Here is a 25,367-nt window from a genome sequence, read left to right on the forward strand (position 1 = left end):
GTGTCAGAGGGGGAAAATGGCGTTGATCTGGCCAGTGCCGGAACTGCCGAACGGCTGAGTGATGATCTCGGCAGGTTTGTTGTATTCAGGTCCGCCCAGCAGTCCAAGGAGCATCGCGGTGTCGTGCATCTTGCCTTCGCCGAAGCAATGCTCGGCGTAGTCCGGGAGCATTGCGCAGAACTCCTTGAAGCGGCCTTGCTTCCACATCTCGACCACGTGCAGGTCCATCTGCTTGTCGAACTCGCGGGTCCAGTTGTGGATGTTGGCTTCGGCTTTGCGATCATCCGAGAAACGGTGGGACAGCGAGCCCGAAGCCAGCACCAGCACCTTGCGGTCGCTCTTCTCAATAGCCCGCCGCACCGCAGCACCGAAGGCAAAGCTATCTTCCAGACGATGCCAGGCGCACCAGGCGGCGATGGAGATCACGTCGAACTTCTGCTCGTCTGGTACGCCCATGTGCATGTAGCGCATCGGGACCAAGGTACCGTATTCCAGCTCTAGACTCGGGATGTTGTGGGCCATGGTGCGCACGCCCGCCTGATTGGCCTCGGCGGCGATCAGCTCGCCCAACTCTGGGCAACCCGGGTACTCGTACTCCATGTTCTTGATGAAGTGCGGCAGTTCGTTACTGGTGTAGATGCCCTTGAAATGTTCGCCGCAGTTGATGTGATAGCCGCTGTTGACCAGCCAGTGCACGTCAAACACCACGGCGGTATCGGCACCCAGTTCGCGGGCTCGACGTCCGATTTCTTTGTGCCCGGCAATCGCCGCTTCGCGACACCCGTGATGCTTGCCGGGCAGTTCCGACAGGTACATTGAAGGTACGTGGCAGATCTTCGCGGCCAGGACGACTTCGCCCATGATGATTCTCCTGAAGTTGTTGTTTGATTCAGTCAGGTGGATGTCGACTGCTGCGATGGGCCGATGCGCGACCCATCACAGCCTTCGACAACCCTTACCGGCGGTCTAGATGCCCCAACGCGGAATGTGATGACTGCCCATGGAGATGCAAACGTTCTTGATTTCGGCGAACACTTCGAAGCTGTACTGGCCACCTTCACGACCGGTACCGGAGCCTTTCACACCGCCGAACGGCTGACGCAGGTCGCGCACGTTCTGGCTGTTGATGAACACCATGCCGGCTTCGATGCCATAGGCCAGTCGATGCGCTTTGCCGATGTCCTGGGTCCAGATGTAAGACGCTAGGCCGTACTCGGTATCGTTGGCCAGTTGCAGGGCTTCGGCTTCGTCCTTGAACGGGATCAGGCAGACCACCGGGCCGAAGATTTCTTCCTGGGCGATGCGCATCTTGTTGTTCACGTCGGCGAACACCGTCGGCTGGATGAACTGACCGCGGCTCAGGTGTGCCGGCAGGTTGGCCGGACGTTCCAGGCCACCGGCGAGGAGGGTGGCGCCTTCTTCGATACCGATCTTGATGTAACCGGTGACCTTATCGTAGTGGGCTTGAGTAATCATCGAGCCGACCTGGGTTTTCGGGTCTTGCGGATCGCCGACAATCAGGCGTTTGGCACGAGCGGCAAATTCGGCGACAAACTGTGGGTAAACGCTTTCCTGGATGAAGATCCGGCTGCCAGCGGTGCAGCGTTCACCGTTGAGTGAGAAGATGGTGAACAACGCCGCATCGAGGGCGCGCTCAAGATCCGCGTCTTCGAAGATCAGCACCGGCGACTTGCCGCCCAGTTCCATGGAGTACTTTTTCAGGCCGGCGGTCTGCATGATTTTCTTGCCGGTGGCGGTACCGCCAGTGAAGGAAATCGCACGTACATCCGGGTGGCGAACCAGCGCGTCACCGGCGGTGGCGCCGTAGCCCTGGATGACATTGAGCACGCCCTTGGGAATGCCGGCTTCGACGGCCAGGCGGCCCAGTTCATTGGCGGTCAGCGGCGACAGCTCGGACATCTTCAGCACCGCAGTATTACCCAACGCCAGGCATGGCGCGGTCTTCCAGGTGGCGGTCATGAACGGTACGTTCCATGGCGACACCAGGGCGCAGACTCCTACTGGCTGATACAGGGTGTAGTTGAGCATCTGGTCATCGACCGGGTAGCTGTGCCCGTCCATGCGGGTGCAGACTTCAGCGAAGAAATCGAAGTTGTGCGAGGCCCGTGGAATCAACACGTTCTTGGTCTGATGGATCGGCAGACCAGTATCGAGGGTTTCCAGTTCGGCCAGACGCGGGACATTCTGCTCGATCAGTTCGCCGAGCTTGCGCATCAGCTTTGCGCGCTCCTTGGCCGGGGTCGCTGCCCATTTCGGGAAGGCTTCCTTGGCGGCGGCCACTGCCTGAGACACTTCCTCGGCGCCGCCGCTGGCGACTTCACCAATGGCTTCACCGGTAGCCGGGTTGTAATTGACGAAGGTGCCTTTGCTTTCGACCTCGTGGCCGTTGATCCAGTGTTTGATCATGTTGCTCAAGCCTCGTTACGGGCGGAGAAGAATTCCGCTTCGCTGACAATTCGATTGACCAGGCGACCCACGCCTTCCACTTCCACAATCACTTCATCACCTGGCACCACATCGGCCAAGCCTTCCGGCGTACCCGTGGCGATCATGTCGCCGGGTTGCAAGGTCATGAAGCTGGACAGGTATTCGATCAGGTAAGGGATGTCGAAAATCATGTCGCAGGTCGAGCCTTCCTGACGCAATTCACCGTTGATCCAGGTGCGCAGTTTCAGGTTGCCTGGGTCTGGCACGTCGGCGACGTCAACGATCCATGGGCCGACGGGCGTCGTGGCATCACGGTTTTTTACCCGCAGGTTGGGCCGGTAATAATTTTCCAGATAGTCACGGATCGCGTAGTCGTTGCACACTGTGTAGCCGGCCAGGTACTCGAGGGCGTCTTCACGCTTGACGTTGCGCGCCGGCTTGCCGATGACGGCCACCAGTTCACATTCGTAGTGCATGTAGGCGACGTTGTCCGGACGCCAGGTGCGCTGGTTGTGGCCGGTGTAGGTGCCAGGGGACTTGATAAACGCCAGGGGCTCGGTCGGCGGCTTGAAGGCCAGTTCGGCGGCGTGGTCGGCGTAGTTCAGGCCCAAGGCGAACATGCTGCCGGTGGCCGGTGGCAACCACTCAACCTGACTCTCGGCCAGCAGGCGGCCATCGGCCAGGCGCAGAGCGTTGTGTTCTTCGACATGGGCGAGGTGGACTTCGCCTTCAAAACGGATACGGGCGTGTTTCATGGAAGCTCCTGTTACTCGGCCACGATGTGGTTGACGAGGCGGCCCAGGCCGCTGATTTCGACTTCGACGGTGTCGCCGGGCTGGACACCGACACGGCCTTCTGGGGTGCCGGTGATTAGTACATCGCCTTCGTGGAGGGTCATGAACTCGCTGATCTCGGCGATCAGCTGGGGAATGCTGCGCACGAAGTTGGCCGTGGAGTTTTCCTGGCGCAGTTCACCGTTGACGAACAGTTTCAGGCTTAACTGATGCGGGTTGGCGACCTGATCACGGGCCACCAGTTCCGGGCCCAGCGAGCAGAAGCCGTCACGGCACTTGGCCTTGACCGCCGGACGGTAGTAGCTGTCTTCCGGCAGGCTGAACTCGTTGACGATGGTGTAGCCGGCCACATGCTCCAGCGCATTCTCGATGCTGACCCGGCTGGCGCTTTTGCCGATCACCACACCCAGTGCAGGGCCCGGTTGCAGGCGTTCACCTTGCGGATGAATCACGGCGCGGTCATGGCCATTTCGGGTATTGGGAGTCTTGATGAACAGCACCGGCTTGACCGGCGGATTCTGGTAAGGCGCTTGCTCAAATTCGGCGATTCGTTGGTTCAGCAACCCTTGATAGTTCAGCGCAACGCCGAACAGGGTGCCGTTCGCAACATCATGCAGGGCACGGCTCATGCTTTTCTCCTGGCAGTGGCGGAGCAGTGATAGCCCCGCAAAATATTCGTTAACCTGTTAACGTTATAATTAATATGTTAACAATCGTCAAGCGTGGCAAAATCTTCCGGCAGTGGTTAGCCGCCTGAAACCGGCGCAGGATGAAGGTCCTTGCACTGCCAACACCCAAACAAGAAAGAGAGCGAGCGATGATCGATCGTCAGCCGATCCCCAATATCAACATTGGTCAGGTCTACGACCAGCGCTACAGTGATGCTGAAGTGCACTACGACAAACTCGGCAACCTGGCGGAATTCTTCGGCCGCAACATGCCCGTGCATCGACACGACCGGTTCTTCCAGGTGCATTACGTGAAGAGCGGCGCGGTGCGGGTCTATCTGGATGACCAGCAATACCTCGAGTCGGGACCGATGTTTTTCCTCACGCCACCGACGGTGGCCCATTCCTTCGTCACCGAAGCGGACGCCGACGGGCACGTGCTGACGGTGCGCCAGCAATTGGTCTGGCAGTTGATCGATGCCGACCCCAGCCTGGCGCCCGGCGCGCAGTTGCCGGCGGCCTGCGTGGCGCTGGCGCGGCTGGCACCGCAATTCCAATCCGAGGTCAGGCGCCTGGAGTTTCTGTTCGAGGAACTGTGCAGCGAGATCAACGGCGATGGGCCGGGGCGGGGTTCGGCGTTGGACAGCCTGACGCGATTGATCATGATCAGTCTGCTCAGGCTGTGCGCCAACTCCCTGGAAGCCCGCCCGGCGCGCCATGAAGACTTGCGCATCTTCCACCGCTTCAACGAGTTGATCGAAGACCATTACCTGCAGCACTGGCCATTGTCGCGCTATGCCGACGGTATTGGTGTTACCGAGGCCCGGCTCAATGACGTCTGCCGACGCATTGCCGACTTGCCGTCGAAACGACTGATCCTCGAACGACTCATGCAGGAAGCCAAGCGCCTGTTGCTGTTCACCGGCAGTTCGGCCAATGAGATCTGCTACCAGCTGGGCTTCAAGGACCCGGCCTATTTCAGTCGATTCTTCCAACGTTATGCGCAGGTGACCCCTGGGGAGTATCGACTGCGAAAGTCGGGTTTGCGCTGAGGTAGCCATGTTTGCTTCTCGATAGGCGTCGAGTGTCTGTGGAGCAATCATGGCGGTAGTCAGCACCCGGAAAAATGGCTTTTACAGGGAACCGATTGCACTTTTCATGACGGGTCACCACAAGGCCAAGCTGGCTTTGCTCTCCTGGATAGTTGCGTGCACTCTGTGCCGACTCTAAGCTTTGACGCTTCGACCTCTTTTTCTGCGTGAACCATGCCGACCCCCAGACCGTCCCTTACGCTCACCTTGTTGCAGGCCCGCGAAGCAGCCATGGCATTTTTCCGGCCGTTGCTCAATGAACATGATCTGACTGAGCAGCAGTGGCGGGTGATTCGTATCCTGCGCCAGCACGGCGAACTGGAAAGCCATCAGCTGGCTCACCTGGCGTGCATCCTCAAGCCGAGCATGACCGGTGTTCTTTCCCGGCTGGAGCGCGACGGTATCGTCCGTCGCAGGAAGTCGTCGGAAGATCAGCGCCGGGTGTTCGTCGCTCTCACCGAGCAGGGGCAGCAGTGTTTTGTCGACATGAGTGCGGAGATGGAAAGCAATTACCTGAAGATTCAGGAGCAGTTCGGTGAGGAGCAGCTTCAACAGTTGCTGGAGCTGCTCAGTAAGCTGAAGAATATCAAGCCTTGATCGACACAATGTTTGACTGGCTTGCCGACCCCACGGGACGCTGATGATTTCGCGGTTGGTAACATGGCTTACGCGGGAGTTGATGCCGTCAGCCTGATGGTTGCTTCTGTGGCTGGATGTAGAAAGCACTCGATAGTACGGTTTGGAGTGATGTTCTTCCTGTTCTTGACATGCCCTCCGAACAAGTCCAAAAATGAGTCCATATCCCACTGATGGGATATTTAAAAACCTTTAGATTTCAATGGGTAGGACGCTAGATGCGAGTCTCGTTTCCCGCTCCAAGATTCAGAAAAAAGCCACTCAGATGAGTAGCTTTTTTTTTGCCTTAGAAGGGTTAGCTGCAAGACCCAATGCAAGCTCGCCACAGTTCTGAGTCCCAGGCGAGAAAGCATGTTGGCAATAGCTTGCGGTGGGATGAGAGTTAGCGGTTTTAAGAGAATAATCCTACGCGCAACTAAGTTACGCGTAGGATCTTCGGACTTTCAGTACGCGGCTACCAGACCATCCTTCCGGGGATCAGTGCCACCCACATAACCATGAGTGGTGCGCTGGATAATCTGCGCGCCGCCAAAGGCGAATACGCCGTTAGGTTCTTCTACGTCTATGTCGTGGCCTTTGGCACGTAAGGCTTCGACCACCTGTGGGTCGAATGCACGTTCCACTGCGACTTTCAGGCCAGATTCGAGCCTCCAGCGCGGTGCGTTTGCGGCGGCTTGTGGGTTCTGTTTGTAGCGCAGGATGCGCATCATCATCTGCAAGTGACCCTGTGCCTGCATCGGGCCGCCCATCAGGCCGAAGGACATCAACGGCGTGCCGTCGGCGTTCATCACAAAGCCGGGGATGATGGTGTGGAACGGACGTTTGCGCGGTGTAACGTAGTTGACGTGCTGCGGATCCAAGGAGAAGGCCGCGCCACGGTTTTGCAGGCTGATGCCGGTGCCAGGCACCACGACACCTGAGCCGAAGCCCATATAATTGGACTGGATGAACGAGATCATCATGCCGCTTTCATCTGCCGCCGACAGGTAAACGGTACCGCCCGGTTTAGGCGAACCATGCCCCGGATTGGCGGCCTTGTTGGTGACGAGACCGGCGCGCTCCATCAGGTAGGTTTTGTCCAGCAGATGCTCGGAAGGCACGCGCATGTGGTCGTTATCCGCCACGTGTTCGTTCAGGTCGGCAAGGGCCAGCTTCATGGCTTCCAACACTGGGTGTACGGTTTCCAGGCTGTCCACTGGATGCTCGCCGACGCCCAATGCTTCGAGCATAGTCAGGCCGGACAAGGTAGCGATGCCCTGGCCATTAGGTGGCAATTCATGAACCACGGCGCCGGCGTAGGGCACCGAAAGGGTGTCGATCCAGTCCACAGTGTGGGTCGCCAGATCGTCGAGGCTCATGACGCTGCCATTGGCGTTGGCATGGGCGATGATGGCTTGGGCCAGTTCGCCGCGATAGAACGCTTCGCCTTTGGTTTGGGCGATCAGCTCCAGCGTGCGGGCGTGATCCTTGAGCCGGATTTTCTCCCCGGCCTGTGGTGCTTGGCCGTCGGGCAGGAAGCACTCGGCAAAACCCGGCTGATCCTTGAGCAGTTCAGCGCCGAGCTTCCACAGCTGGGCTATGATCGGGGTGACTTGGTAGCCATCCCGAGCATAGCCGATGGCCGGTTCAGCCAGGGTGGCGAAAGGCAGTTTTCCGTAACGCTCGGACAGCTCGACCCAGGCCGAAACCGCGCCCGGCACCGTCACCGCTGGCCAGCCGCGCTGGGGCATTTTGCTCTGCCCGGCGAAAAACTCAGGGGTCCAGGCTTGCGGTGCGCGACCGGAAGCATTCAGGCCCTGCAACTTGCTGCCGTCCCAGACGATAGCGAAAGCGTCGCTGCCGATCCCGCAACCGGTGGGCTCGACCACGGTCAGGACCATGGCGGCTGCGATGGCCGCGTCGACGGCGTTGCCGCCTTTGCGCAGCATGTCCAGCCCGGCCTGGGCGGCCAATGGCTGGGAGCAGGCGACCATGTTACTGCCCATCACTGGCGAGCGTGCCGAAGCGTAGGGTTGGCTGTAATCCAGATCATCAAACATTAGCGTTTCTCTTTGGCAGAAAAAGTTAGCCCTTGGGGTCCAGCGCATCACGCAAACCATCCCCCAGCAGGTTGAAACACAGGACCGTGATGTAGATCGCCACGCCAGGCGCAATCGACATCCAGGGTGCCTGCTCCATAAAGTTTTTCGCGGTGTTGAGCATCGATCCCCAGGAAGGCGAGGGCGGTTGCTGGCCCAGACCGAGGAACGACAGACTGGCTTCAGCCAGAATCGCCGAGGCGATGGTCAGGGTGGCTTGCACAACCAATGGCGACATCACGTTGGGCAGCACGTAGCGCAGGATGATCCAGCGATCCGGCAAGCCAATGGCACGAGCACCTTCCAGGTAATCTTCGTGTTTGATGGTCAGCACCTGACCACGGGTCAGTCGGGCAAAGATCGGCATGGCTGACAGGCCGATAGCGATCATTGCGTTGGTCAGGCTCGGGCCGAGGAAGGCGCCCAGCGCAATCGCCAATACCAGAAACGGGCAGGACAACAGCGCTTCCATGACACGGGATATCACCGCTTCGAGTTTGCCGCCGAAATAGCCGCCCAACAGGCCCAAAGGCACACCGATGGCCATGGCGATGACCACCGAAACACCACCGGCCAGCAACGAACTGCGTGCGCCCCAGAGCAGACGGGAAAACAGATCGCGACCCAGTTCGTCAGTGCCCATCCAGTAGATCAGCGATGGTGCCTTGCGGACCGCGAGAAAGTTGGCTTTCAGTGGGTCATGGGGCGCAATCCAGGGCGCCAGCAAGGCCGCCAGGATAAACAGCAGCAACACCGCCGCGCCGAGTACCGCGCCTTTGTTGGCGAGGAATTTCTTCACGAACGGCGAGCGGCTGCGGGGGGCGATCGCGCTATGAGGGAGGCTGAAAATAGCGGTCATGAAGCAGTCCTCAGACGCGGATTAATCATCCGGTACAGCACATCGGCGAGCAGGTTTAGCAGCAGGAAGCCAATTGCGATGCACAGCACCACGCCTTGCACCACGGCGTAATCACGATTGAACACGGCGTCGACAATCATCTTGCCGAAGCCAGGTATGCTGAAGACTTGCTCGGTCAGCACCGCGCCGCCGAGCAGTTCACCGAACAGCAGGGTTGTCAGGGTCACAATAGGCATCAATGCATTGCGCAGGGCATGCTTGAGGACCACCGTGCGCGGGCGCAGGCCCTTGGCCCGGGCGGTGCGCACGTAGTCGGTGCGCAACACTTCAAGCATGGCGCTGCGGGTATGGCGCATGAGAATCCCCGACAACCCTGCACCGAGCACGAAGGCCGGCAGGATCAAGGTCTTCAGGTTTTGCCCGAAGTCCTCGCCCATGGGCACGAAACCCGAGGCCGGCAGCCATTGCAGTTTCACGGCGAAGACCATGATCAGCAGGATCCCCAGCCAGAAGTGCGGAATCGAGATCCCCGACAGCGCGATGACATTGGCCCCGTAATCCACGACGGTGCCTTTGCGTACGGCCGAGATAATTCCAGTGGGAATGCCGATCAGCAGTGCGATTAACAAGGCCAGCACTGCCAGCTCCAGGGTCACCGGCAACTTGGACGCCAACAGCGTGGTCACCGGTTGTTCGGTGCGCAGCGAAGTACCGAAGTCGCCGGTCAGCACATTGCCGAACCAGTTCAGGTACTGCACGGGGATCGGGTCGTTGAGTCGATACTTGTCGCGCAGATATTCCATCACCGCCGGATCGCGCTCTTCACCAGCCATGGCCAGTACCGGGTCGCCCGGCAACAGTTTCTGCAGGGTGAAGACGAAGAGCGAAACCAGGATCAGTGTCGGGATCGCACTAAGCAGGCGTCGCAGGATAAACATCAGCATACCGGCCCCTCGTTTTTGCGGCGATCATTCACAGTCATGGCTTGAACGCGACGTTGTTCAGACGAATCAGGCCATCCGGGTTTGGCACGAAACCAGTCACGTTGTTACGCATGGCCATGATTCGCGGATCGAAATACAGGTACGCGGTCGGCACTTCGTCAGCCAGCAAACGCAGGGCTTCGTTGTACAGGGCCTGGCGCTGGGCAACATCGTTGACAGTGCGGGCCTTGTTCAACAGCTCGTCGAGTTTGGCGTTGCAGTATTTGCCGTCGTTCTGGCCGCCCTTGCAGGTCACGAACTGGTGAATGTCGCCATCCGGATCAGGACGGCCCGACCAGGCGCTCATGCCGATCTGGAAGTTGCCGCTTTGCTGTTCGCTCAGCATGGTGGCGTATTCAGTGGCAATCAGATTGACCTTGAAACCCGCTTCTTCAGCCATCGCCTGAATGATCTGCCCGACCTGTTGTGCGATAGGGTTGTTGGCGACTTTCAGGTCCACTGCCAGTGGCAGCTTCACGCCTGCTTCGGCCAGCAAGGCCTTGCTCTTTTCCACATCGCGGGTCGGGATCGGCAGATCCTTGTCGTAGTACGGGCTGTTTTTCGGAAACGGCTGGGCGCTCGGCGCATACAGGCCTTCGAACACCACCTGGTTGATCGCATCACGGTCGATGGACAGCTCGAATGCCTTGCGCACGCGCTTGTCTTTGCCCATCGGTGAGTTGGCCTTTTCGCCGTTGTTAATGTTGAACATCAGCTGCATGTAGCCAAGCCCTGGCGTGTTATAGACCGCCAGCTTGCTGTCCGCCTTGGCGGTTTTCACGTCGGTGGGGGCAACCCGTTCGATGATGTCCAGGTCGCCGGAACGCAGGTTGGCCAGACGCACCGAGGTGTCCGGAATCGGCAGGAAAATCACCTTGTCGAAGTGATAAGCCTGCTTGTTCCAGTAGTTGTCGAAGCGCTCCAGCACAATGCGATCCTGCTGCACGCGCTGGACGAATTTGTAAGGGCCGGAGCACACCGGTTTGGAGGCGAACTCACCCTGGGCGGCCTTCGGCGCAAGCATCATTCCGGCGCGGTCCGAGAGTTGGGAGACCAGGGTGGCGTCCGCTTGCTTGAGTTTGATGGCAACGGTTTTGGCGTCGATCACTTCAACGCTGTCCACCGAGGCCAGCTCGCTCTTGCGCAGGGAGTCGGGCAGGGTGCGAGCGCGGTCCAGGTTGAACTTCACCGAGGCAGCATCGAACGCTTCGCCGTCGTGGTAAGTCACGCCTTCGCGCAGAGTCATGGTCAGGGTCTTGCCGCCTTCGCTCCAGTTCCAGGCAGTGGCCAGTTGTGGGGCGTAGGTCAGGTCCGGGTTCACATCCACCAGCTTGTCGCACAGTGCGGTATAGACCAGACGGCCCGAATAGGTACGCGAACGATGCGGGTCGAGCCCATCAGGATCGTCCTGAATGCCGATGCGCAGGGTGGATTCGGCAAAGGCGGCGTTGGCGGCCAGCAATAACAAGGTTCCTGTCATGACGCGTGCAATTTTCATGGCTGGCTCTCCACTGCAAGGGATTGATGGTTCTTGAACAGATTCAGGCGCTGGGTGTAGGCAGCGCTGGGTGTCGGCAAAATCAGGGTGCCTGCACCGGCATTGGCGATTTCACGCCAGAAGTGGCACGCCACCTGACGCTCGGCCTCGACGGTTTCCATCACCGGCACCACTTCTTTGCACAGCGCCCGGGCGTGCGGGCAGCGGGTATGGAAGCGGCAACCCGATGGCGGGCGACTCGGGCTCGGCATGTCGCCGCCCAGCAATGGGCGCGGCCGGCGCAGGTCCGGGTGGCTGACCGGCACGGCGGCCATAAGCGCCTGGGTGTAAGGGTGCAGAGGGGTTTCAAACAGGCCGTTGACCGGCGCCAGTTCGACGATTTCCCCCAGGTACATCACGGCTACCCGGTCGCTCATGTGGCGGATCACGGCCAGGCCGTGGGCGACAATCACCAGGGTCAGACCGAATTGATGCTTGAGGTCTTCCAGCAGGTTGACGACTTGCGCCTGCACCGAAACGTCCAGCGCGGACACGGGTTCGTCACCCAGAATCAAACGCGGGTCAGACGCCAGGGCCCTCGCAATGCCGATGCGCTGACGCTGGCCACCGGAGAACTCGTGAGGGTGGCGGCCGCCGTGCTCGGGCGCCAGGCCCACGGTGCGTAGCAACTCGGCGACTTTGGCCTGGCGGTCGCTGCGGCTGGCATCGCTGTGCAGCCAGATAGGCTCACCGACGATGGATTCCACAGTCATGCGCGGATTGAGCGAGGCAAACGGATCCTGAAAGATGATCTGCAAATCACGCCGCACCCGGCGCAGCTTTTCCGGGGTCAGATTGCCCAGGTTACGGCCTTCATAAATGACGTCGCCCGCCGTAGGTTTGAGCAGGTTGAGCAGCAGGCGGCCGAGGGTTGATTTGCCCGAGCCGGACTCGCCCACCAGCGCCAGGGTCTCCCCTTTGCGCACCGACAGATTGACCTGATTGACCGCTTGCACCGGTGGCTTCTTGCGCTGGAACAAGCCGCTTTCTACCCCGAAGTGTTTGCTCAGGTCGATGCTTTCGAGAATGATCTCAGGGCTTGCACGCTCAATTATTTGGCGTTCAGAAAGGCTCACGCGCTGGCTCCCGTATGCTGTTCCAGTGGCGCACGAATGCACGCGGCGAAATGTCCGGGGGAGAGTTCAAGCAGCGGCGGGCGCGCCTCGCGACATGCCTGAATCACAAAAGGGCAGCGCCCGGCGAATCGGCAACCGGTGGGCATTTGCGCAGGCGTAGGGACGCGACCATTGATGGTTGCCAGACGACCTTCACGCGGGCCAATCGATGGCATCGAACCCATCAGGCCGATGGTGTACGGGTGCTGCGGGTCATCGAACAGGGTTTTTACCGGGCCGCTTTCCACCACTCGTCCGGCGTACATCACCATCACGTCGTCAGCGACTTCGGCGACCACGCCCAGATCATGGGTGATCAGGATCATGGCCGTGCCGGTTTCAGCCTGCAGATTGGCAATCAGCAACAGGATCTGCGCCTGAATGGTTACGTCCAGAGCGGTGGTGGGTTCGTCGGCAATGATCAGCGCCGGATCGTTGGCCAGGGCCATGGCAATCATTGCCCGCTGCCGCATGCCGCCGGACAGTTCATGGGGGTAGGCGTCCAGGCGTTGCGCGGCGTCAGGCACGCGGACCTTTTCGAGCATTTGCAGGGCGCGCTGACGGGCGTCCTTGGCCGACAGACCCTGATGGCGGATCACGCTTTCGGCGATCTGCTCGCCAATGGTGAAGACCGGATTCAAGGAGGTCATGGGCTCCTGGAAAATCATCGCCATGCGGTTGCCGCGCACATCCAGCAAGCGCTCGTCGGGCATGCCCAGCAAGGCTTCATCGAGCAGGGCGGACGTACGGGCGGCGATCTTGGCGGTGTCGGGCAGCAAGCCCATCAGCGCCATGGACGTAACGCTTTTACCACATCCGGACTCTCCGACGATGGCCAGGGTCTTGCCGCGCTGGACCGAGAACGAGACGCCGTCCACGACATTGGCGGGTGCGCCTGCAAAGCACACGGTCAAGTTGCTGACACTCAATACCGTGTCGGTGGCCTGAGTTGTGGTGCTCATAAACTTGCCTCCAGATCTTGATTGATGACGTTGTCCAGCGCCTGTTGCAGCGCGCGCAAATGGCCACGCATGGCCGTGGCGGCCTTGATCGGATCACGGTTTTCGATAGCGTCGACAATGTCGTTGTGGTCGTGGCTGTAGGTGTCGAGGCGGTCGGCGTTGCGAGCCCGCTGACGCAGGTCACGCCAGACCGGGTCGAGCCGGATTGCATCGAGCATTTCAAAGATATCCAGCATCAGGCGGTTACCTGCGGCCTCGGCGATCCCGCGATGCAGGGCGCTGTCCCACAGCTCAATGCCCTCGGCATCGGCAGGCTCGGCGGCCTGTTGGTGTCTGGTGCGTTCGGCGAGGCGGCGCAAAATTGCTATCTGGTCGCCGTTGGCTCGAACCGCCGCCAGGGACGCCAGTGCCGGCTCCAGATGCAGGCGCGCTTCCATAACCTCGCTGAAGTTAGTCCGCCCGGACAACCGGGCAAAGCTCATGGCTGCACTGGGTGGAGTAGGGCCGACGAAGGTTCCTTTGCCCTGACGCCGCCAGATCTGCCCTTCGGCTTCCAGCACCGACAGCGCTCGCCGGATGGCCCGGCGACTGAGGCCAAAATCGGCGGCCAGGTCTCGCTCGGTCGGCAATGGCCGGTGCGGGAAGGCAGCATGTTGCGCGACCATCTGCCGCAAGGCATCCAGCGCTAGTTTCGAAGTGTTGTCGATGGGTGTATCAGGGTCGAACCTTTGCATCGTGGTGCTCGCGCCAGAGTATAAAAAAAGGCTCCGAGCTGACTGTAGGCAGGAGATCGAGGCAAAAGGGTAAGTGCAAGCGCGATGCCAATTGAAATTGGTTCACCTCAGGATTAGCGCTATGTGCTTAGCCATTACTCAGGAGCGGCGGCGGCGGGGGCCAATAAGTCAGGGTTCGTCGGGTTGGTTCAGGGGATTAAAGAGGATTGGTTCGCGGATAATTGGACCAATTTCCGCTGCTTATGCAGATTGTGCATCGATTCGTGCGTAGTGCGCCGGGGTGGTGCTTGGTATTGATCTGGGAAATTTTGTGTTCGGGCATAACATGCTGAAGAGGTGCATGTATGCCAACCAAAACTCGTAAATACGACCTGCACTATCGGGACCTTGAAGGCGATATCGAGGCTGAGGTCGTGATCATCGGGGGGCCTGTATCAACACGTTGCTGGACCTGCCCGAGCACAATGAGCGTGCCTGCAACCATTAAGGTTGTGCCGCCAGCCCATCAGCTTTGGGAATTCTCCGATGTCACAATCTGCAGCGGAATATGCACCCGGTGACGCACAGGATCGAACTGCTGCGCAGTCTGCAATTCCACCAGTAGATCCACCAGCGCCGTTGCAGTCTGGCGCGGCTGAGAGTCGATCACCACGTCGACCAAACCCTGGGCCAGGGCTTGGCGTGACAGCTCGGTGGACTCCTGCAAAATGCAGCACAGCGTCGGGCGCTTGGGCAGTTGCGCCAACGCGTTGATAATCCCGTCGCCACCGCCGCCTACCACGCATAGCCCGCGCAAATCGTCATGCCGAACCAGCAGGTCGAGGGTTGCTTCTTCGGTGATGTCGCAGTTGTCCAGATTGATCAGCGGCTCCAGCGGGCGCAGCCCAGGTGCGTGTTCGGCCAAGTAACTGTACAAGCCTTCGACCCGCGCCTGGTGGCCAAGAAAGCGATGTCCTCCGAGCAGAATGCCGATGCTGCCTTTGCGCGCGCCACAGGTGCGGGCCAGCAGCCACCCCATCGTGCGCCCGACTACCTGATTGTCTTGGCCGACATAGGGCTCGGTCGCCGCCTCATGAATGCCCGACAGCAGTGCCACCACGGGCACGCCGGCCTCGCGAATCTGGGCAAGGGCGGCGTTGATCTGCGGGTGAGCGAAGCTGACCACCGCCAGGCCGTCGCACTGCACCGCCAACTGTTCGATCTGGGCGATGATGGCGCTGGGGGTGCGATCAAAAACGTATTCGAATTGGCAGGTCAGGTTGGCCCCGACCTGGCGTTGCGCGGCCTCGGTGATGGCTTGGGCCAGGTTGGCGTAGAACGCCTGGGCGGTGCCCAGCAGCAGGATGCCGAAACGGTACGTGGGGCGACGTTCGAGAATGCGTTGGCCGATCAGCCGGGCGGCAAAATAGCCCACGGCTTCTGCGGCCTGAAGCACCTGTTCGGCAGTGGCTGGATTAACCGGGGCGCGAGCGTTGAGCACGCGGTCGACGGTGGCGACACTTAAGCCTGCGTGTTTGGCGACCGTGGCGATGGTGGGGCGTTTATTGTTATTCATGATGAACCTTCAAAGCGTCTTGATAGAAAACTATCAAGCCCTGTAGGAGCTGGATGATAGCTTGATAGGGAATGTATTCAAGATCTTGAGGGGGCCTTCCACGCTCTCTATATTTTCTTACGCAAAGCACCTGACATCTCACGCTTGCGGAGAACAATAACAATGTCTCAAGACAACACAGCCTCTCCCCGGGACTATCGCCTGACCGGCCCTGAAGCCGCCCGCGCGGCCGAAAAAGGTCTTGTATCGGCCAGTTGGTACCAGTCGCCCATTTCCCGTCAACGCATGAAGCAACTGATGCAGCGCCGCGACGGCCCGGCCTTGCTCGACACCGCCATCTGGCTGCTGACCCTGGTGATCACCGGCTTCGGCGGCTACTGGTTCTGGGGCACTTGGGCTTGTGTGCCATTTTTCCTTGCGTATGGGGTTTTGTACGCCACCGCCTCCAACCCGCGCTGGCATGAAACCGGTCACGGCACCGCCTTCAAGACCCGCTGGATGAATGATGCGCTCTACCAGGTGGCGAGCTTCATGTGCATGTTCGAGCCCCATGTGTGGCGCTGGAGCCATGCCCGGCACCATACCGACACCATCGTCGTCGGCCGCGATCCGGAAATCGTCGAACCGCGTCCACCGAGCTTGTTCATGATGCTGCTGAGCCTGTTCCAGATCCCGTTGCTGCTGAAGACGATGGGGGGCGTGTGTCGGCACGCGGTTGGCAAAATGGATGCCCAGGAACAGACGTTCATCCCTGAGTCCGAGTGGCCCAAGGTGTTTCTGGCTGCCCGTATCTGGCTCGTGATTTATGCCGTTGTCTTTGGCGCGGCGCTTTACCTGCACAGCTGGTTGCCGCTGATGTATATCGGCCTGCCCATCCTGTATGGCGGCTGGTTGTCCTACCTGTTTGGCCTCACCCAACATGTAGGCTTGGCGGAAGATGTGCTGGACCACCGTAGCAACTGCCGCACCATCTATATGAACCGGGTACTGCGCTTTCTGTACATGAACATGAATTATCACCTTGAGCACCACATGTACCCGATGGTGCCGTATCACGCCCTGGCGCAACTCCATGAAGAGATCCGCCACGACTGCCCGCCGCCTTACGCCAACATAGGTGAGGCCTTCAAGGAAATCATTCCGACCCTCTTGAAGCAGCGCAAGGACCCGACGTATTTCGTGCGACGCCCCGTCGGTAGCTCAAGGCCTGCCGCCGACGCTCATCCACAGGCTGAAGCCACCCTGGGCTGACACCTTCCGGCTGTATCCCGAACAAGAGAAAACGCCATGAACGATCAATGGATCGATGTATGCGCCGTGGGCGAAATCAATGAAGAAGACGTCATTCGCTTCGACCACGGTCCGCACACCTATGCCATCTACCGCTCTGCTGACAACGAGTTTTTTGCCACTGCTGGCCTGTGTACTCACGAGTCGATCCACCTGGCTGACGGCCTGGTGATGGACCACGTCATCGAGTGCCCCAAGCACAACGGGCGCTTTGACTATCGCACCGGCAAAGCCTTGGGAGCGCCAGTGTGCGTCAATCTCAAGACCTATCCGGTACGGGTCGATGCGGGGCGGGTTCTGCTCGCCATTTCGGTTTGACCGCCAGGAGTGCACGCCATGAATGCTCCACTGATTATCGTCGGCGCCGGCCATGCCGGTGGCCGCGCGGCGCTGACCTTGCGCGAGCAGGGTTATACCGGTCGGCTGATCCTGATCGGCGATGAACTCCATTTGCCGTACGAGCGTCCTCCGCTGTCCAAGGGCTTGCTGCAGGGCACGATGGACCTGGACGATTGCAGCCTGTGGAGGGATAGCCGGCTCACTGAACTGAACATCGAACACCTGGCGGGCAATCCGGTAAAAAGCCTGGATCCGCAGCACCACCGCCTGCAATTGACCGACGGACTTTGGTTGCCCTACAGCCGATTACTGTTGGCGACCGGGGGCAGAGCGCGTCGCTTGTCCCTGGTGCCTGAACCTCTGGCCAACGTGCTTTACCTGCGTACCCATGACGAAGCCCTGGCCCTGCGCAGCGCATTGATGCCCAGCACGCGCCTGGTGATCATCGGCGGTGGCTTTATCGGCCTCGAAGTCGCGGCAACGGCCCGGACCTTAGGCTGTCAGGTGACGTTGCTGGAAGCCGGGCCACGACTGGCCGGGCGAGTATTGCCAGAAGCTGTGTCCCAGGCCTTGTTGGAATTGCATCGGCAACAGGGCGTTGACGTGCGGCTGAACGTAGCGCTTGAAAGGGTACAAGGCATCGAACGCGCTGAGGCGGTGCAACTGGTGGACGGCCAGGTGCTGCCCTGTGACTGGGTGGTGGTCGGTATCGGCATGCAACCCAACATCGAATTGGCCGCGGCGGCGGGGCTTGAGGTGGGCCAGGGAATTCGAGTCGATGCCCAGTTGCGCACCAGCGCGCCAGACATCTTTGCCGCCGGCGATGTGTGTGAGTTTCGCCTGCACGCCGACGCGTTATTCCAGCGCCAGGAGACCTGGCGCAATGCCGAGACCCAGGGCCGTCACGCGGCATTGAATCTGTTGGGCGGCGAGTTGCCATTCGAGGGGGTTCCCGGCTTCTGGTCTGATCAGTACGACTGGGGCTTGCAGACGGTGGGCGTGATCTCATCGACGCCACCTTCGGCCGTTCGCACCCTGGCAGACGGTGGTCTGCTGCTGTTCTACCTGGATACCGACCAGCGTTTGCAAGGCGCCTGCGGTTGGGGGCAGGGCAACAGCGTTGCCAAGGACATCAAGTTGTGTGAACGGCTGATTGCCAACTTGACCCCGCTCTCTATGGACGCATTGGCCGACGCCGATGTGCCTCTCAAACATCTCCTAAGGCTCTGACATGCGTGAGTTCCTGGTATTTCAGTCCCTGTGGGCCATGCAAGATCACCGTGGTCAATGCGATCTTTCCCTGGAGGCGCAGGTGGAGAAGATTGCCGCTGCTGGCTTCGATGGGATCACCGACCATTTCTGGATTGCGTCACAGGCCGAACGTCTGCATGCCGCTGCCAAGGCGCAAGGCCTGCAAATCGAAGGTCAACTGTTTCCCCGCACCGTGAGTGACTTGGCGCAAGCGCTTGAGGTTGCCTCCCGCTACGGCTGCCACCACCTCACGCTGCAAGCCGACGTCCGGCCGCGCACGCTGGCACAAGCGATCACTCTGATCGAAGGCTGGCAGCGTCTGGCCGAGCAGGTGGACTTTCCGATCCTGCTGGAAACCCACCGCTATCGTCTCACCAGTGACCTGTTGTTCACCCTCGACTTGCTCGTGCAGATGCCCGACCTCAAGTTGTTGGCTGACTTGTCCCATTACGTCGTGGGCCGCGAATTGCCTGATTCGGCCACGGCCGAAGACGACGAACAGATTCACACCATCCTGCGACACAGTTGGGGTTTTCACGGGCGGGTCGCTAATAGCGAGCAGGTCCAGGTGCCCATGACCTTCGCCCAGCATCGCCCCTGGCTGGACCGGTTTCTGGGCTGGTGGCGTTACGGAATCAAGGATTGGCTGGCGCGACCGAACACCCCCGCGAGCCTGTCCTTCACCTGCGAGCTTGGCCCGCCACCTTATGCGATCACGGGGAGTGATGGGCGCGATATAACGGATCGCTGGGGCGAGGCGTTGATGCTGAAGGAACTGATGCGTGGTGTTTGGGATGAATGTCAGGCGGGGCGCTGATCTAAGGCAGGATTGGTGGTGATGGTCTGTATCAGTGGATAGAACGGGTAAGGTCCAGATTGGAATACCGCTGTTGCGGTGTATCAATTGTCATGCTTATCTCAATTGTATTGCGGTTTTGCCCGGGCAGGGATCACAGATACCTTTTATTGGCGAGTTACAAAACAGTAACGATAGCGGCCTTATGGCTTTTTCGGGTTGGTCAATGTTGACTCTGACTTGGAACGCAGCGCTGAGTCACACGTTGAGACTGATGCGGTGTACATACGGCCCAGCGTCCGACATACCAGCCTGAAGAGCCGCCCGTGGTCCCCGATATCTGTTGGTAGTGAGCTGACTGGTGGGAGAGGTAGGTTGAGACGTTTTTCTGGTGGGGCATCTCCCTCTAATTCTGTGCGGTTGAGCTCGATAGCTTGATGATTGCTGGTTCTACTGAATGTGGGACCGTTCCATAGGTTTGTTTGGCCTGCTGGCGTGAATAGATGAGGTGATAGCTGAGAAGGCCCGGTGCAAGCTCTTCGCCGTCGTGGCTGCCAATGCGATAGGGCATGTCGGCGATAGCTTGTAATACGCAGAGGATCAGCGTCTGGTAGCGCTGGCGTGCTTGATCACCGAACTGCGTTTGCGAGAGCCTGAGGATGTCGACAATGTCGGCGCGCGCCGCGTTGGAAATCCGATACTGCGGCATGCTCAGTGTTTCTCACGCGCGGGGAGGGTGGCCTCCTGGCTCAATCCCTCAAGGAAATGCTCCAGATTCCCTTCGTTCAACTGAGTAAAGCGCCCGTGCTCAAGATCCATGATTCCGATCGAGGTCGCCTGACGCAGGGCCTCAATTTTAGCGGTGTCTTCGGCGACGCGCTGTTCCAATAGTCGCAAACCTTCGCGCATCACTTCGCTGGTATTCTGATAACGGCCGGACTGCATTCGAGCTTCAGAACATTTGCGTCTCAGGACAACAAACCAGATAACGACGCCTTGACCGCCGCTTCAGTCTTGTTCGACGCCCGCAACTTGCGCATCGCATTCACCAGATGGAACTTCACCGTTCGTATGTCGATGTTCAGGATGATCCCGATTTCGACATAGGTTTTTCCCGATGCCGTCCACCTGAGGATTTCCTTCTCCCGGGCGGTCAGTGGCTTGTAAGTATCGATCATGGTTTTTGCGGAGAAAAACTGCGCCATGGCCTCATGTACCAGATGAGTCAGCCAAATCAGCTTGGTCTCTTTGCTTTCCATTTCCTGCATTGAAATGCGTTCGCTTGAGCGGGAGACGGAGAGCAGGCCGATCGAGTTATGTTCGCGCCGCGAAGAAAGGCACCAGCCATGGTTGAGGTTGTAATGCCGCGCTTCTTCCCAGAACCCGCGCCCCGGATTTTGCTGCTGCGCAGACCAGCGCAATGGAATCGAACGGGTCAGGCCATGTTCAACGGTGGGGTCTTGGGAGAAATAATCGCCGGCAATGTACTTTTTTTCCCAGGCGTCCGGGTAATTTGAAAGCAGAAAATATTGCGCCGGAGCTAACGGCGAACTAAGTCTTAACCCATAAGAGCAAAACTCGAAGCCTAAGTCTGTTGTAAGTTTAACGAGCTCGTTAAATAGCTCGTTTTCGTAAGTACAGTCAGCCACAAGCGCTATAAAGTCTTCACGCCAATCAATCACCAATATTACCTTCCGTGGTCAGCGCTCTTTCGTGACAAGAGCGGGGCTCATCATACAGGATTGAAACGCTGCCGGGAGAGGTAGCGGCCTTCCGCTGGCAATTCTTCAGCCGATAGGCCAGCAGCCCGACGCTTCCAAGCATTAGGCATCGCCGATGCGTCTAGACAGAGTAATAGCGGTCAGAGCTAATGGCGCACTTTTTAGTACGAAAGTGCTAGAAGAGCTGGCAAGAGACGGCATTATTATTTTGTCGTAGATACAATTCTGTATTTCCAAGAAGTACCTTGTGGCGACTCGCTGATTTACCTGACCTGCCCATTCGGGCAGCTACCCACAAAGAGCCCGGTTTGTTGTACTGGCGGAATAACTTTCGTCAGGAGGTAGTTATGCTGACCGCGGTAACAGGGACTGTTAGCGATCTTTTGCCAGGAATGGAAACTGCGCTGGCTAAATATAGATATCAGGTATTCGTTAAAGAGTTAGGCTGGCCTTTGCCTTGTGAACAAGGAATTGAATTAGACGCCTTTGATCGTTCCGACACAGTGTATGTCCTGGCCTGTGATGATAATCAGGAGATTTTCGGTTGTGCTCGATTGATTCCCACGCATCGGCCTTATCTGCTGGGGGATGTTTTCCCGTATTTGATGGGAAGCAATCCGCTGCCGTCGTCGCCGCAGATATGGGAACTTTCCCGGTTCGCCATCAGCAAGCCGAAAGGGCAAGTACTGACGGCTGAGCAAGCTTGGCGGAATACAGTGAAATTGGTCAAGGAAGTCATCGACGTCGCACGTTCGAAAGGCGCGTTTCGGCTGATTGCCTTTACAGCCGTGGGCAACGAGCGTCTGTTGAAGCGAATGGGCGTGAACACCCGTAGGATTTCGGCGCCACAGCTTATCGACAATAAAAGTGTCGTGCCTTTCTGGATCGAAATCGACGACGAAACCACCAGCGCTTTGTCTCTGGCCGCCTAGTCATCATAGCGAATCATAGTTGGAATAATCGATGAGTAGAGTCTCGGGCTTGGCGGCGTGCGACTGGGATGCCCTGGTACGGCTGGATGAACGTATTTCGGCCGTGGGGCGCTCCCGGCAACAACTTGAGCAGCGGGTCACCACGGCCTGCACCTACTCTGCGACCGAGCACAATGTGCCGGTGGCGTGGAGGGATGAAGAGGGCGAGGTCGTCGCGTTCTGCATCGTGCATTTCGATCAGCAGGATACGGTCAATGGCGTGGGCAATGCGTATTTCTCCACGCTGATGGCCTTGCCGGTGGCGAGCATGCTGAAACAGCTGTTGTGCAGCTGTGTCGAGTACATAAACAACACGGGGTTGTTGCCCGGACAGGTGACGGAGCTGGTGGGCCCTCTCCACAGCTCGTTCCTGGTTGAGCGCGGTTTGCGCACATTCGAGTCGGACTTCAATGTGTTTTCGTTGCCGTCCAACAGCCCTGAGCTAACCGACGCCTTTATCGAGGCCGGCTGCGAAAAGGCAAAGGACCTGATTGAGATTGTGTTCCAGCCCCCAGCCGAGGGCTACCAGCAGCACGACCTGGAAGAAAAACTGACCCGCCGCTTGACGGGTATTCAGTTCCATCGTTATGGCCAGGACGAGTTGGTTGCCAAGAGTCAAGCGCTGGCTGACTGCTACAACCGCGCCTGGCAACGGAACTGGGGTTTCAGTCCTTCTTCCGCCGAGCAGTTTGAAGTGGCGGCTCGCAACATCAAGGACATGTCGGCACTGATTGCCGAACAGGACGGCGAAATCCTTGGCTTCACCATGTTTGCTCCGGCGATGAACGAGCAGGGGTTGTATGGTCGCGCGTTCTTTACCGGGGTGGCACCCGAATATCAGAAAAAAGGCCTGTCGGTTGTGCTGACATTGAAATTGTCCGCCATCGCCTTGCACCAGATAGGCCGCAGCAAAATCAGTTTGTCCTGGATGCTCGAGGATAACGTCATGGTGCTTCGAACGATGCGCCACCTCACCCGCGATGGCATATGCACCGAAAGGGCCTATCGCATTTTCAGATACACCGCATCGGTTGAGTGAGAGTTTTATGCGTATTGATGATGTCGCGTTCAAATCGAAAGAGTTGGGTTTCTACACGTACTTCCCTCAAGTGCGCTCGGCGTGCGGCCGGGACATGACGCTGCTGGACGGCCGGACGATGCTGAATTTTGCATCGTGCGACTATCTGGGGCTTTCCAATCACCCACGCATGAAAGAGTCGGCCATTTCCGCCATCCAGAAGTACGGCTCGAACATTGGCGGACCAATGATTTTCAGTGGCTTCACCGAGTACCACGAGCGTTTGCAGCAGCGCTACAGCGAGCTGTACACCGGGCGCACCGCGTTGATGTTCACCACCTCTTACCAGGCGAACTTCGGCGTTATTCCGTTGGTGGCTGAACGCGCCGACTTGATCCTGCTTGACAAGCTGTCCCACGTTTCCATCTGGGACGGGGTGAAGTTATCGGGCAGCCCCTTCAGGGCCTACAGTCATGCCAACGTCGAAATGTTGGAGCAATTGGTCCTGCTGAACCTGGACAAGAAAATCCTGATCGTGACCGACGGGGTGTTCTCGGCGGACGGCGATGTCGCCGATCTCGAGAAGATCACCCGCTTGAAGCAGCTCCATCCGGCGCTGGAAATCTACATCGACGACGCGCACGGCGTTGGCATGCTGGGCAACAGCGGCCAAGGGGCCTGCGAAGCGGCCGGGGTGCTCTCGGACATCGACTACATTGTCGGCACCATGAGCAAGGCGTTCGGCTCATCGGGCGGCTTCGTGGTGTTCAAAGACGAGGTGTTCGCGGAAGAAGTCAGGTTCCGATGCCCGACCTACAATGCTTCGCGCTCGGTTTCGCCAGGCGTTGCCTCGGCGTCCTGCACCGCGTTGGAGATCAATGCCACGGAAGGAAGCATGCGCCGGGCCGGGCTCGCTGAACTCACTCGCTACACCCATGAGCAAATCGACGCGCTCGGGGTCGACAAGCTTTATTCGAAAACAGCGGTGATTCCGGTGGTGTTCAAGGACCCGATGGAAGCTGCACGGGTCAACGCCGGGTTGGTTGAGAAAGGGATCATGGGGTCGTTGTTTGTGCCGCCGTTCGTGCCGAAACACCAGTCCAGGATCAGGTTGTGCCTGACTTACAACCACACCCAGAGCGATGTGGACTATTGCATCGATGCGCTGCGCCAGATCATTTGAACGGACGAAAAACGAAATGATTCAAGTGGGTTCGGCGCTGTTAGGTATCGTTCTTTTCTACTTCATGTTGTGCAAGGGATTGGGACTGCTAGTCATCAACCGAGGGGTGCGCGTCAATTACACAAGGAAGGTCGGGCACTTTGCGATGTTCATGCTGCCCAGTCTGTTTTTTGCGTTGTTCAATATCCAGGACACCCATGAGCGGCTGCTGCTCTCGGCGCTGTCCACCGCCATCCTGTTCTTTGCCATGTGTGGCTGGTCACGCCGTCGGTCGCTGACCGCGCAACACATGTTCGCCAGTATTGACCGGCCAGAAGACGCACCGAACACGCTGTCCTGGTTGGTGAGCCAGACGGTCGCGGGCTTGTTGGTGTTGTGGGTGACGCAATATATCTGGCTGGCCATCGGCGTCCCGCTGGAACTGCTCTACATCACGATCCTGGCGACGACGTTTGGTGACGGCCTGGCGGAGCCTGTCGGTATCAGGTTTGGAAAACATGAATATACGACCAAAGGTTTTTTTGTCGACAAGACATTCAAAAGGACCCTGGAAGGCTCGGCCACGGTGTTTGTGATGTCGATGCTGTTTTGCGTGTTGTTCAAGGATTACTTCGCAGGGCATCAGTTCGTATTGTTGTGTGCCGTTTTTCCTCTCGCGCTGACCCTGACCGAAGCGAAGTCCCCTCACACGTGGGATACGCCGTTCTTGTTCATGGTCGGCAATGCCATTGTCACCGGTGTCTATTTACTGTGATTTATTTGATACGCCACGCCACCCCCCTGATCGACTACGGACGCTGCGGTGCTGTCTCGGCCAAAGCGCTGCTGGATGAGTACAACCAGACTTCGTCGATCGACGAGGCCGAAATTGCCGACTTCCTGAGCCGTGCGGAGTTGTCCGGGCCGCTGATGACGCCAGGGCTGAACATCATTTCATCGCCGATCAATCGAGCCTATGCCACGGCCTGCCGGCTGTTCGATGCCGAACGTATCCGACAAGACAACCGATTGAAGGAATTCGACCTGCGGCTGGGTCGCGTGCCTTTGTTGAAGATGGGCTTGAGGCAATGGTTCGCCTTGCATCGCGTGCTTTGGCTGATGGGTATTTCGTTGGGGGCCGCATCCCGAAGATCGGAACACCTGCGTGCCGTGGGGGTGGCCGATGAGCTTTATACCGCGTGCACCACGACCGGGGAGACCACGGTCGTGGTCTCCCACGGCATGTTCCTGAGGACCGTGCGCAAGACGCTGCAAAGACAGGGCATGGAGTGCCGTACGGTGTATCGCTCGGGGTGTTTTACGGTTGAGGCTTTAGCGCCAGGAAAAGGATGACTGACA

Annotated in this window: 26 protein-coding genes; 11 read left to right on the top strand and 15 right to left on the bottom strand. The window is 58.8% G+C overall.

Translation table 11 applies throughout. From position 1 onward, the window contains the following. Positions 1-3: 3 nt before the first annotated feature. The 4 genes from hpaD to BMY45_RS07425 form a co-directional block, all read right to left on the bottom strand. Complete coding sequence (gene hpaD / locus BMY45_RS07410; RefSeq protein ID WP_092396162.1) at positions 4-861, bottom strand: 3,4-dihydroxyphenylacetate 2,3-dioxygenase; 858 nt, start codon at positions 859-861, stop codon at positions 4-6. Between the two features lie 105 nt (positions 862-966). Then, positions 967-2,427, bottom strand: coding sequence for a 5-carboxymethyl-2-hydroxymuconate semialdehyde dehydrogenase (hpaE, locus tag BMY45_RS07415; RefSeq protein ID WP_092396164.1), 1,461 nt, complete (start codon positions 2,425-2,427; stop codon positions 967-969). Between the two features lie 5 nt (positions 2,428-2,432). Further along, positions 2,433-3,203, bottom strand: a complete 771-nt coding sequence (locus BMY45_RS07420) for a fumarylacetoacetate hydrolase family protein (RefSeq protein ID WP_092396166.1) — start codon at positions 3,201-3,203, stop codon at positions 2,433-2,435. A gap of 11 nt (positions 3,204-3,214) precedes the next feature. Next, entirely contained in the window at positions 3,215-3,871 is a 657-nt protein-coding gene (locus BMY45_RS07425) for a fumarylacetoacetate hydrolase family protein (RefSeq protein ID WP_092396168.1), read from the bottom strand. A 188-nt stretch (positions 3,872-4,059) separates the two neighbouring features. On the opposite strand from BMY45_RS07425, the gene hpaA reads away from it, so the two are divergent. Next, entirely contained in the window at positions 4,060-4,962 is a 903-nt protein-coding gene (gene hpaA, locus BMY45_RS07430) for a 4-hydroxyphenylacetate catabolism regulatory protein HpaA (protein WP_092396170.1), read from the top strand. Positions 4,963-5,175: 213 nt separating this feature from the next. Then, positions 5,176-5,598 carry a homoprotocatechuate degradation operon regulator HpaR gene (gene hpaR, locus BMY45_RS07435; RefSeq protein ID WP_092396172.1) on the top strand — a complete coding sequence of 141 codons (423 nt, stop codon included), beginning with the start codon at positions 5,176-5,178 and terminating at the stop codon, positions 5,596-5,598. A 482-nt stretch (positions 5,599-6,080) separates the two neighbouring features. Here hpaR and BMY45_RS07440 read toward each other — a convergent pair whose 3' ends face one another. From BMY45_RS07440 to BMY45_RS07475, 8 genes are all read right to left on the bottom strand, one after another. Further along, positions 6,081-7,676 carry a gamma-glutamyltransferase family protein gene (locus tag BMY45_RS07440; RefSeq protein WP_177193314.1) on the bottom strand — a complete coding sequence of 532 codons (1,596 nt, stop codon included), beginning with the start codon at positions 7,674-7,676 and terminating at the stop codon, positions 6,081-6,083. 25 nt (positions 7,677-7,701) lie between these two features. Beyond that, a complete protein-coding gene (locus tag BMY45_RS07445; protein ID WP_092396176.1) occupies positions 7,702-8,574 on the bottom strand; it encodes an ABC transporter permease in 873 nt (290 codons plus the stop codon). Continuing rightward, positions 8,571-9,518, bottom strand: coding sequence for an ABC transporter permease (locus tag BMY45_RS07450; RefSeq protein ID WP_092396178.1), 948 nt, complete (start codon positions 9,516-9,518; stop codon positions 8,571-8,573). Before BMY45_RS07450 ends, BMY45_RS07445 begins: the two co-directional genes overlap by 4 nt. A 34-nt stretch (positions 9,519-9,552) precedes the next feature. After that, complete coding sequence (locus BMY45_RS07455; protein ID WP_092396180.1) at positions 9,553-11,055, bottom strand: ABC transporter substrate-binding protein; 1,503 nt, start codon at positions 11,053-11,055, stop codon at positions 9,553-9,555. Continuing rightward, positions 11,052-12,170, bottom strand: coding sequence for an ABC transporter ATP-binding protein (locus BMY45_RS07460; protein WP_092396182.1), 1,119 nt, complete (start codon positions 12,168-12,170; stop codon positions 11,052-11,054). Before BMY45_RS07460 ends, BMY45_RS07455 begins: the two co-directional genes overlap by 4 nt. After that, entirely contained in the window at positions 12,167-13,171 is a 1,005-nt protein-coding gene (locus tag BMY45_RS07465) for an ABC transporter ATP-binding protein (RefSeq protein ID WP_092396184.1), read from the bottom strand. The genes BMY45_RS07460 and BMY45_RS07465 overlap by 4 nt, the downstream gene beginning before the upstream one ends. Further along, on the bottom strand, positions 13,168-13,905 hold the full coding sequence (locus tag BMY45_RS07470) for a FadR/GntR family transcriptional regulator (RefSeq protein ID WP_092396186.1): 738 nt from the start codon (positions 13,903-13,905) through the stop codon (positions 13,168-13,170). Before BMY45_RS07470 ends, BMY45_RS07465 begins: the two co-directional genes overlap by 4 nt. 505 nt (positions 13,906-14,410) lie before the next feature. Then, positions 14,411-15,460, bottom strand: coding sequence for a LacI family DNA-binding transcriptional regulator (locus BMY45_RS07475; RefSeq protein WP_092396188.1), 1,050 nt, complete (start codon positions 15,458-15,460; stop codon positions 14,411-14,413). Positions 15,461-15,622: 162 nt separating this feature from the next. Between BMY45_RS07475 and BMY45_RS07480 the strand changes: the two genes are divergently transcribed. The 4 genes from BMY45_RS07480 to BMY45_RS07495 are packed head-to-tail and all read left to right on the top strand — an operon-like array spanning position 15,623 to position 19,157. After that, positions 15,623-16,711 carry a fatty acid desaturase family protein gene (locus BMY45_RS07480; protein WP_092396190.1) on the top strand — a complete coding sequence of 363 codons (1,089 nt, stop codon included), beginning with the start codon at positions 15,623-15,625 and terminating at the stop codon, positions 16,709-16,711. Positions 16,712-16,747: 36 nt separating this feature from the next. Further along, positions 16,748-17,068 (top strand): MocE family 2Fe-2S type ferredoxin, encoded by a 321-nt coding sequence (locus BMY45_RS07485; RefSeq protein ID WP_060742985.1) that lies wholly within the window; start codon positions 16,748-16,750, stop codon positions 17,066-17,068. A gap of 18 nt (positions 17,069-17,086) precedes the next feature. Beyond that, entirely contained in the window at positions 17,087-18,319 is a 1,233-nt protein-coding gene (locus tag BMY45_RS07490) for an NAD(P)/FAD-dependent oxidoreductase (RefSeq protein ID WP_092396192.1), read from the top strand. 1 nt (position 18,320) lies between these two features. Next, positions 18,321-19,157 carry a sugar phosphate isomerase/epimerase family protein gene (locus tag BMY45_RS07495; protein ID WP_092396194.1) on the top strand — a complete coding sequence of 279 codons (837 nt, stop codon included), beginning with the start codon at positions 18,321-18,323 and terminating at the stop codon, positions 19,155-19,157. Positions 19,158-19,542: 385 nt separating this feature from the next. Here the strand turns inward: BMY45_RS07495 and BMY45_RS07500 are convergent, their stop codons facing one another. From BMY45_RS07500 to BMY45_RS07510, 3 genes are read right to left on the bottom strand one after another with little or no spacing between them, the layout of a single operon-like run. Next, entirely contained in the window at positions 19,543-19,845 is a 303-nt protein-coding gene (locus tag BMY45_RS07500; RefSeq protein ID WP_092396196.1) for a type II toxin-antitoxin system RelE/ParE family toxin, read from the bottom strand. Positions 19,846-19,847: 2 nt separating this feature from the next. After that, positions 19,848-20,081, bottom strand: coding sequence for a ribbon-helix-helix domain-containing protein (locus BMY45_RS07505; protein ID WP_092396198.1), 234 nt, complete (start codon positions 20,079-20,081; stop codon positions 19,848-19,850). Positions 20,082-20,104: 23 nt separating this feature from the next. After that, positions 20,105-20,818: a LuxR family transcriptional regulator gene (locus BMY45_RS07510; protein ID WP_143071616.1), complete on the bottom strand. Its 714-nt coding sequence runs from the start codon at positions 20,816-20,818 to the stop codon at positions 20,105-20,107. Positions 20,819-21,204: 386 nt separating this feature from the next. Between BMY45_RS07510 and BMY45_RS07515 the strand changes: the two genes are divergently transcribed. Genes BMY45_RS07515 through BMY45_RS07535 form a run of 5 tightly spaced genes read left to right on the top strand, consistent with a single transcriptional unit; the run spans position 21,205 to position 25,361 of the window. After that, entirely contained in the window at positions 21,205-21,789 is a 585-nt protein-coding gene (locus tag BMY45_RS07515; protein WP_202883606.1) for an acyl-homoserine-lactone synthase, read from the top strand. A gap of 31 nt (positions 21,790-21,820) precedes the next feature. Continuing rightward, positions 21,821-22,867: a GNAT family N-acetyltransferase gene (locus tag BMY45_RS07520; RefSeq protein ID WP_092396202.1), complete on the top strand. Its 1,047-nt coding sequence runs from the start codon at positions 21,821-21,823 to the stop codon at positions 22,865-22,867. Positions 22,868-22,874: 7 nt separating this feature from the next. Continuing rightward, positions 22,875-24,029, top strand: a complete 1,155-nt coding sequence (locus BMY45_RS07525) for an aminotransferase class I/II-fold pyridoxal phosphate-dependent enzyme (RefSeq protein WP_177193315.1) — start codon at positions 22,875-22,877, stop codon at positions 24,027-24,029. A gap of 16 nt (positions 24,030-24,045) precedes the next feature. Then, entirely contained in the window at positions 24,046-24,783 is a 738-nt protein-coding gene (locus tag BMY45_RS07530; RefSeq protein WP_143071617.1) for a diacylglycerol/polyprenol kinase family protein, read from the top strand. Then, the gene (locus BMY45_RS07535) at positions 24,780-25,361 is read left to right on the top strand and encodes a histidine phosphatase family protein (protein ID WP_092396208.1); all 582 of its coding nucleotides are present in this window, start codon (positions 24,780-24,782) and stop codon (positions 25,359-25,361) included. The genes BMY45_RS07530 and BMY45_RS07535 overlap by 4 nt, the downstream gene beginning before the upstream one ends. Positions 25,362-25,367: the final 6 nt, after the last annotated feature.

The sequence above is a fragment of the Pseudomonas sp. NFACC39-1 genome (assembly GCF_900110355.1).
Lineage (GTDB): Bacteria > Pseudomonadota > Gammaproteobacteria > Pseudomonadales > Pseudomonadaceae > Aquipseudomonas > Aquipseudomonas tehranensis.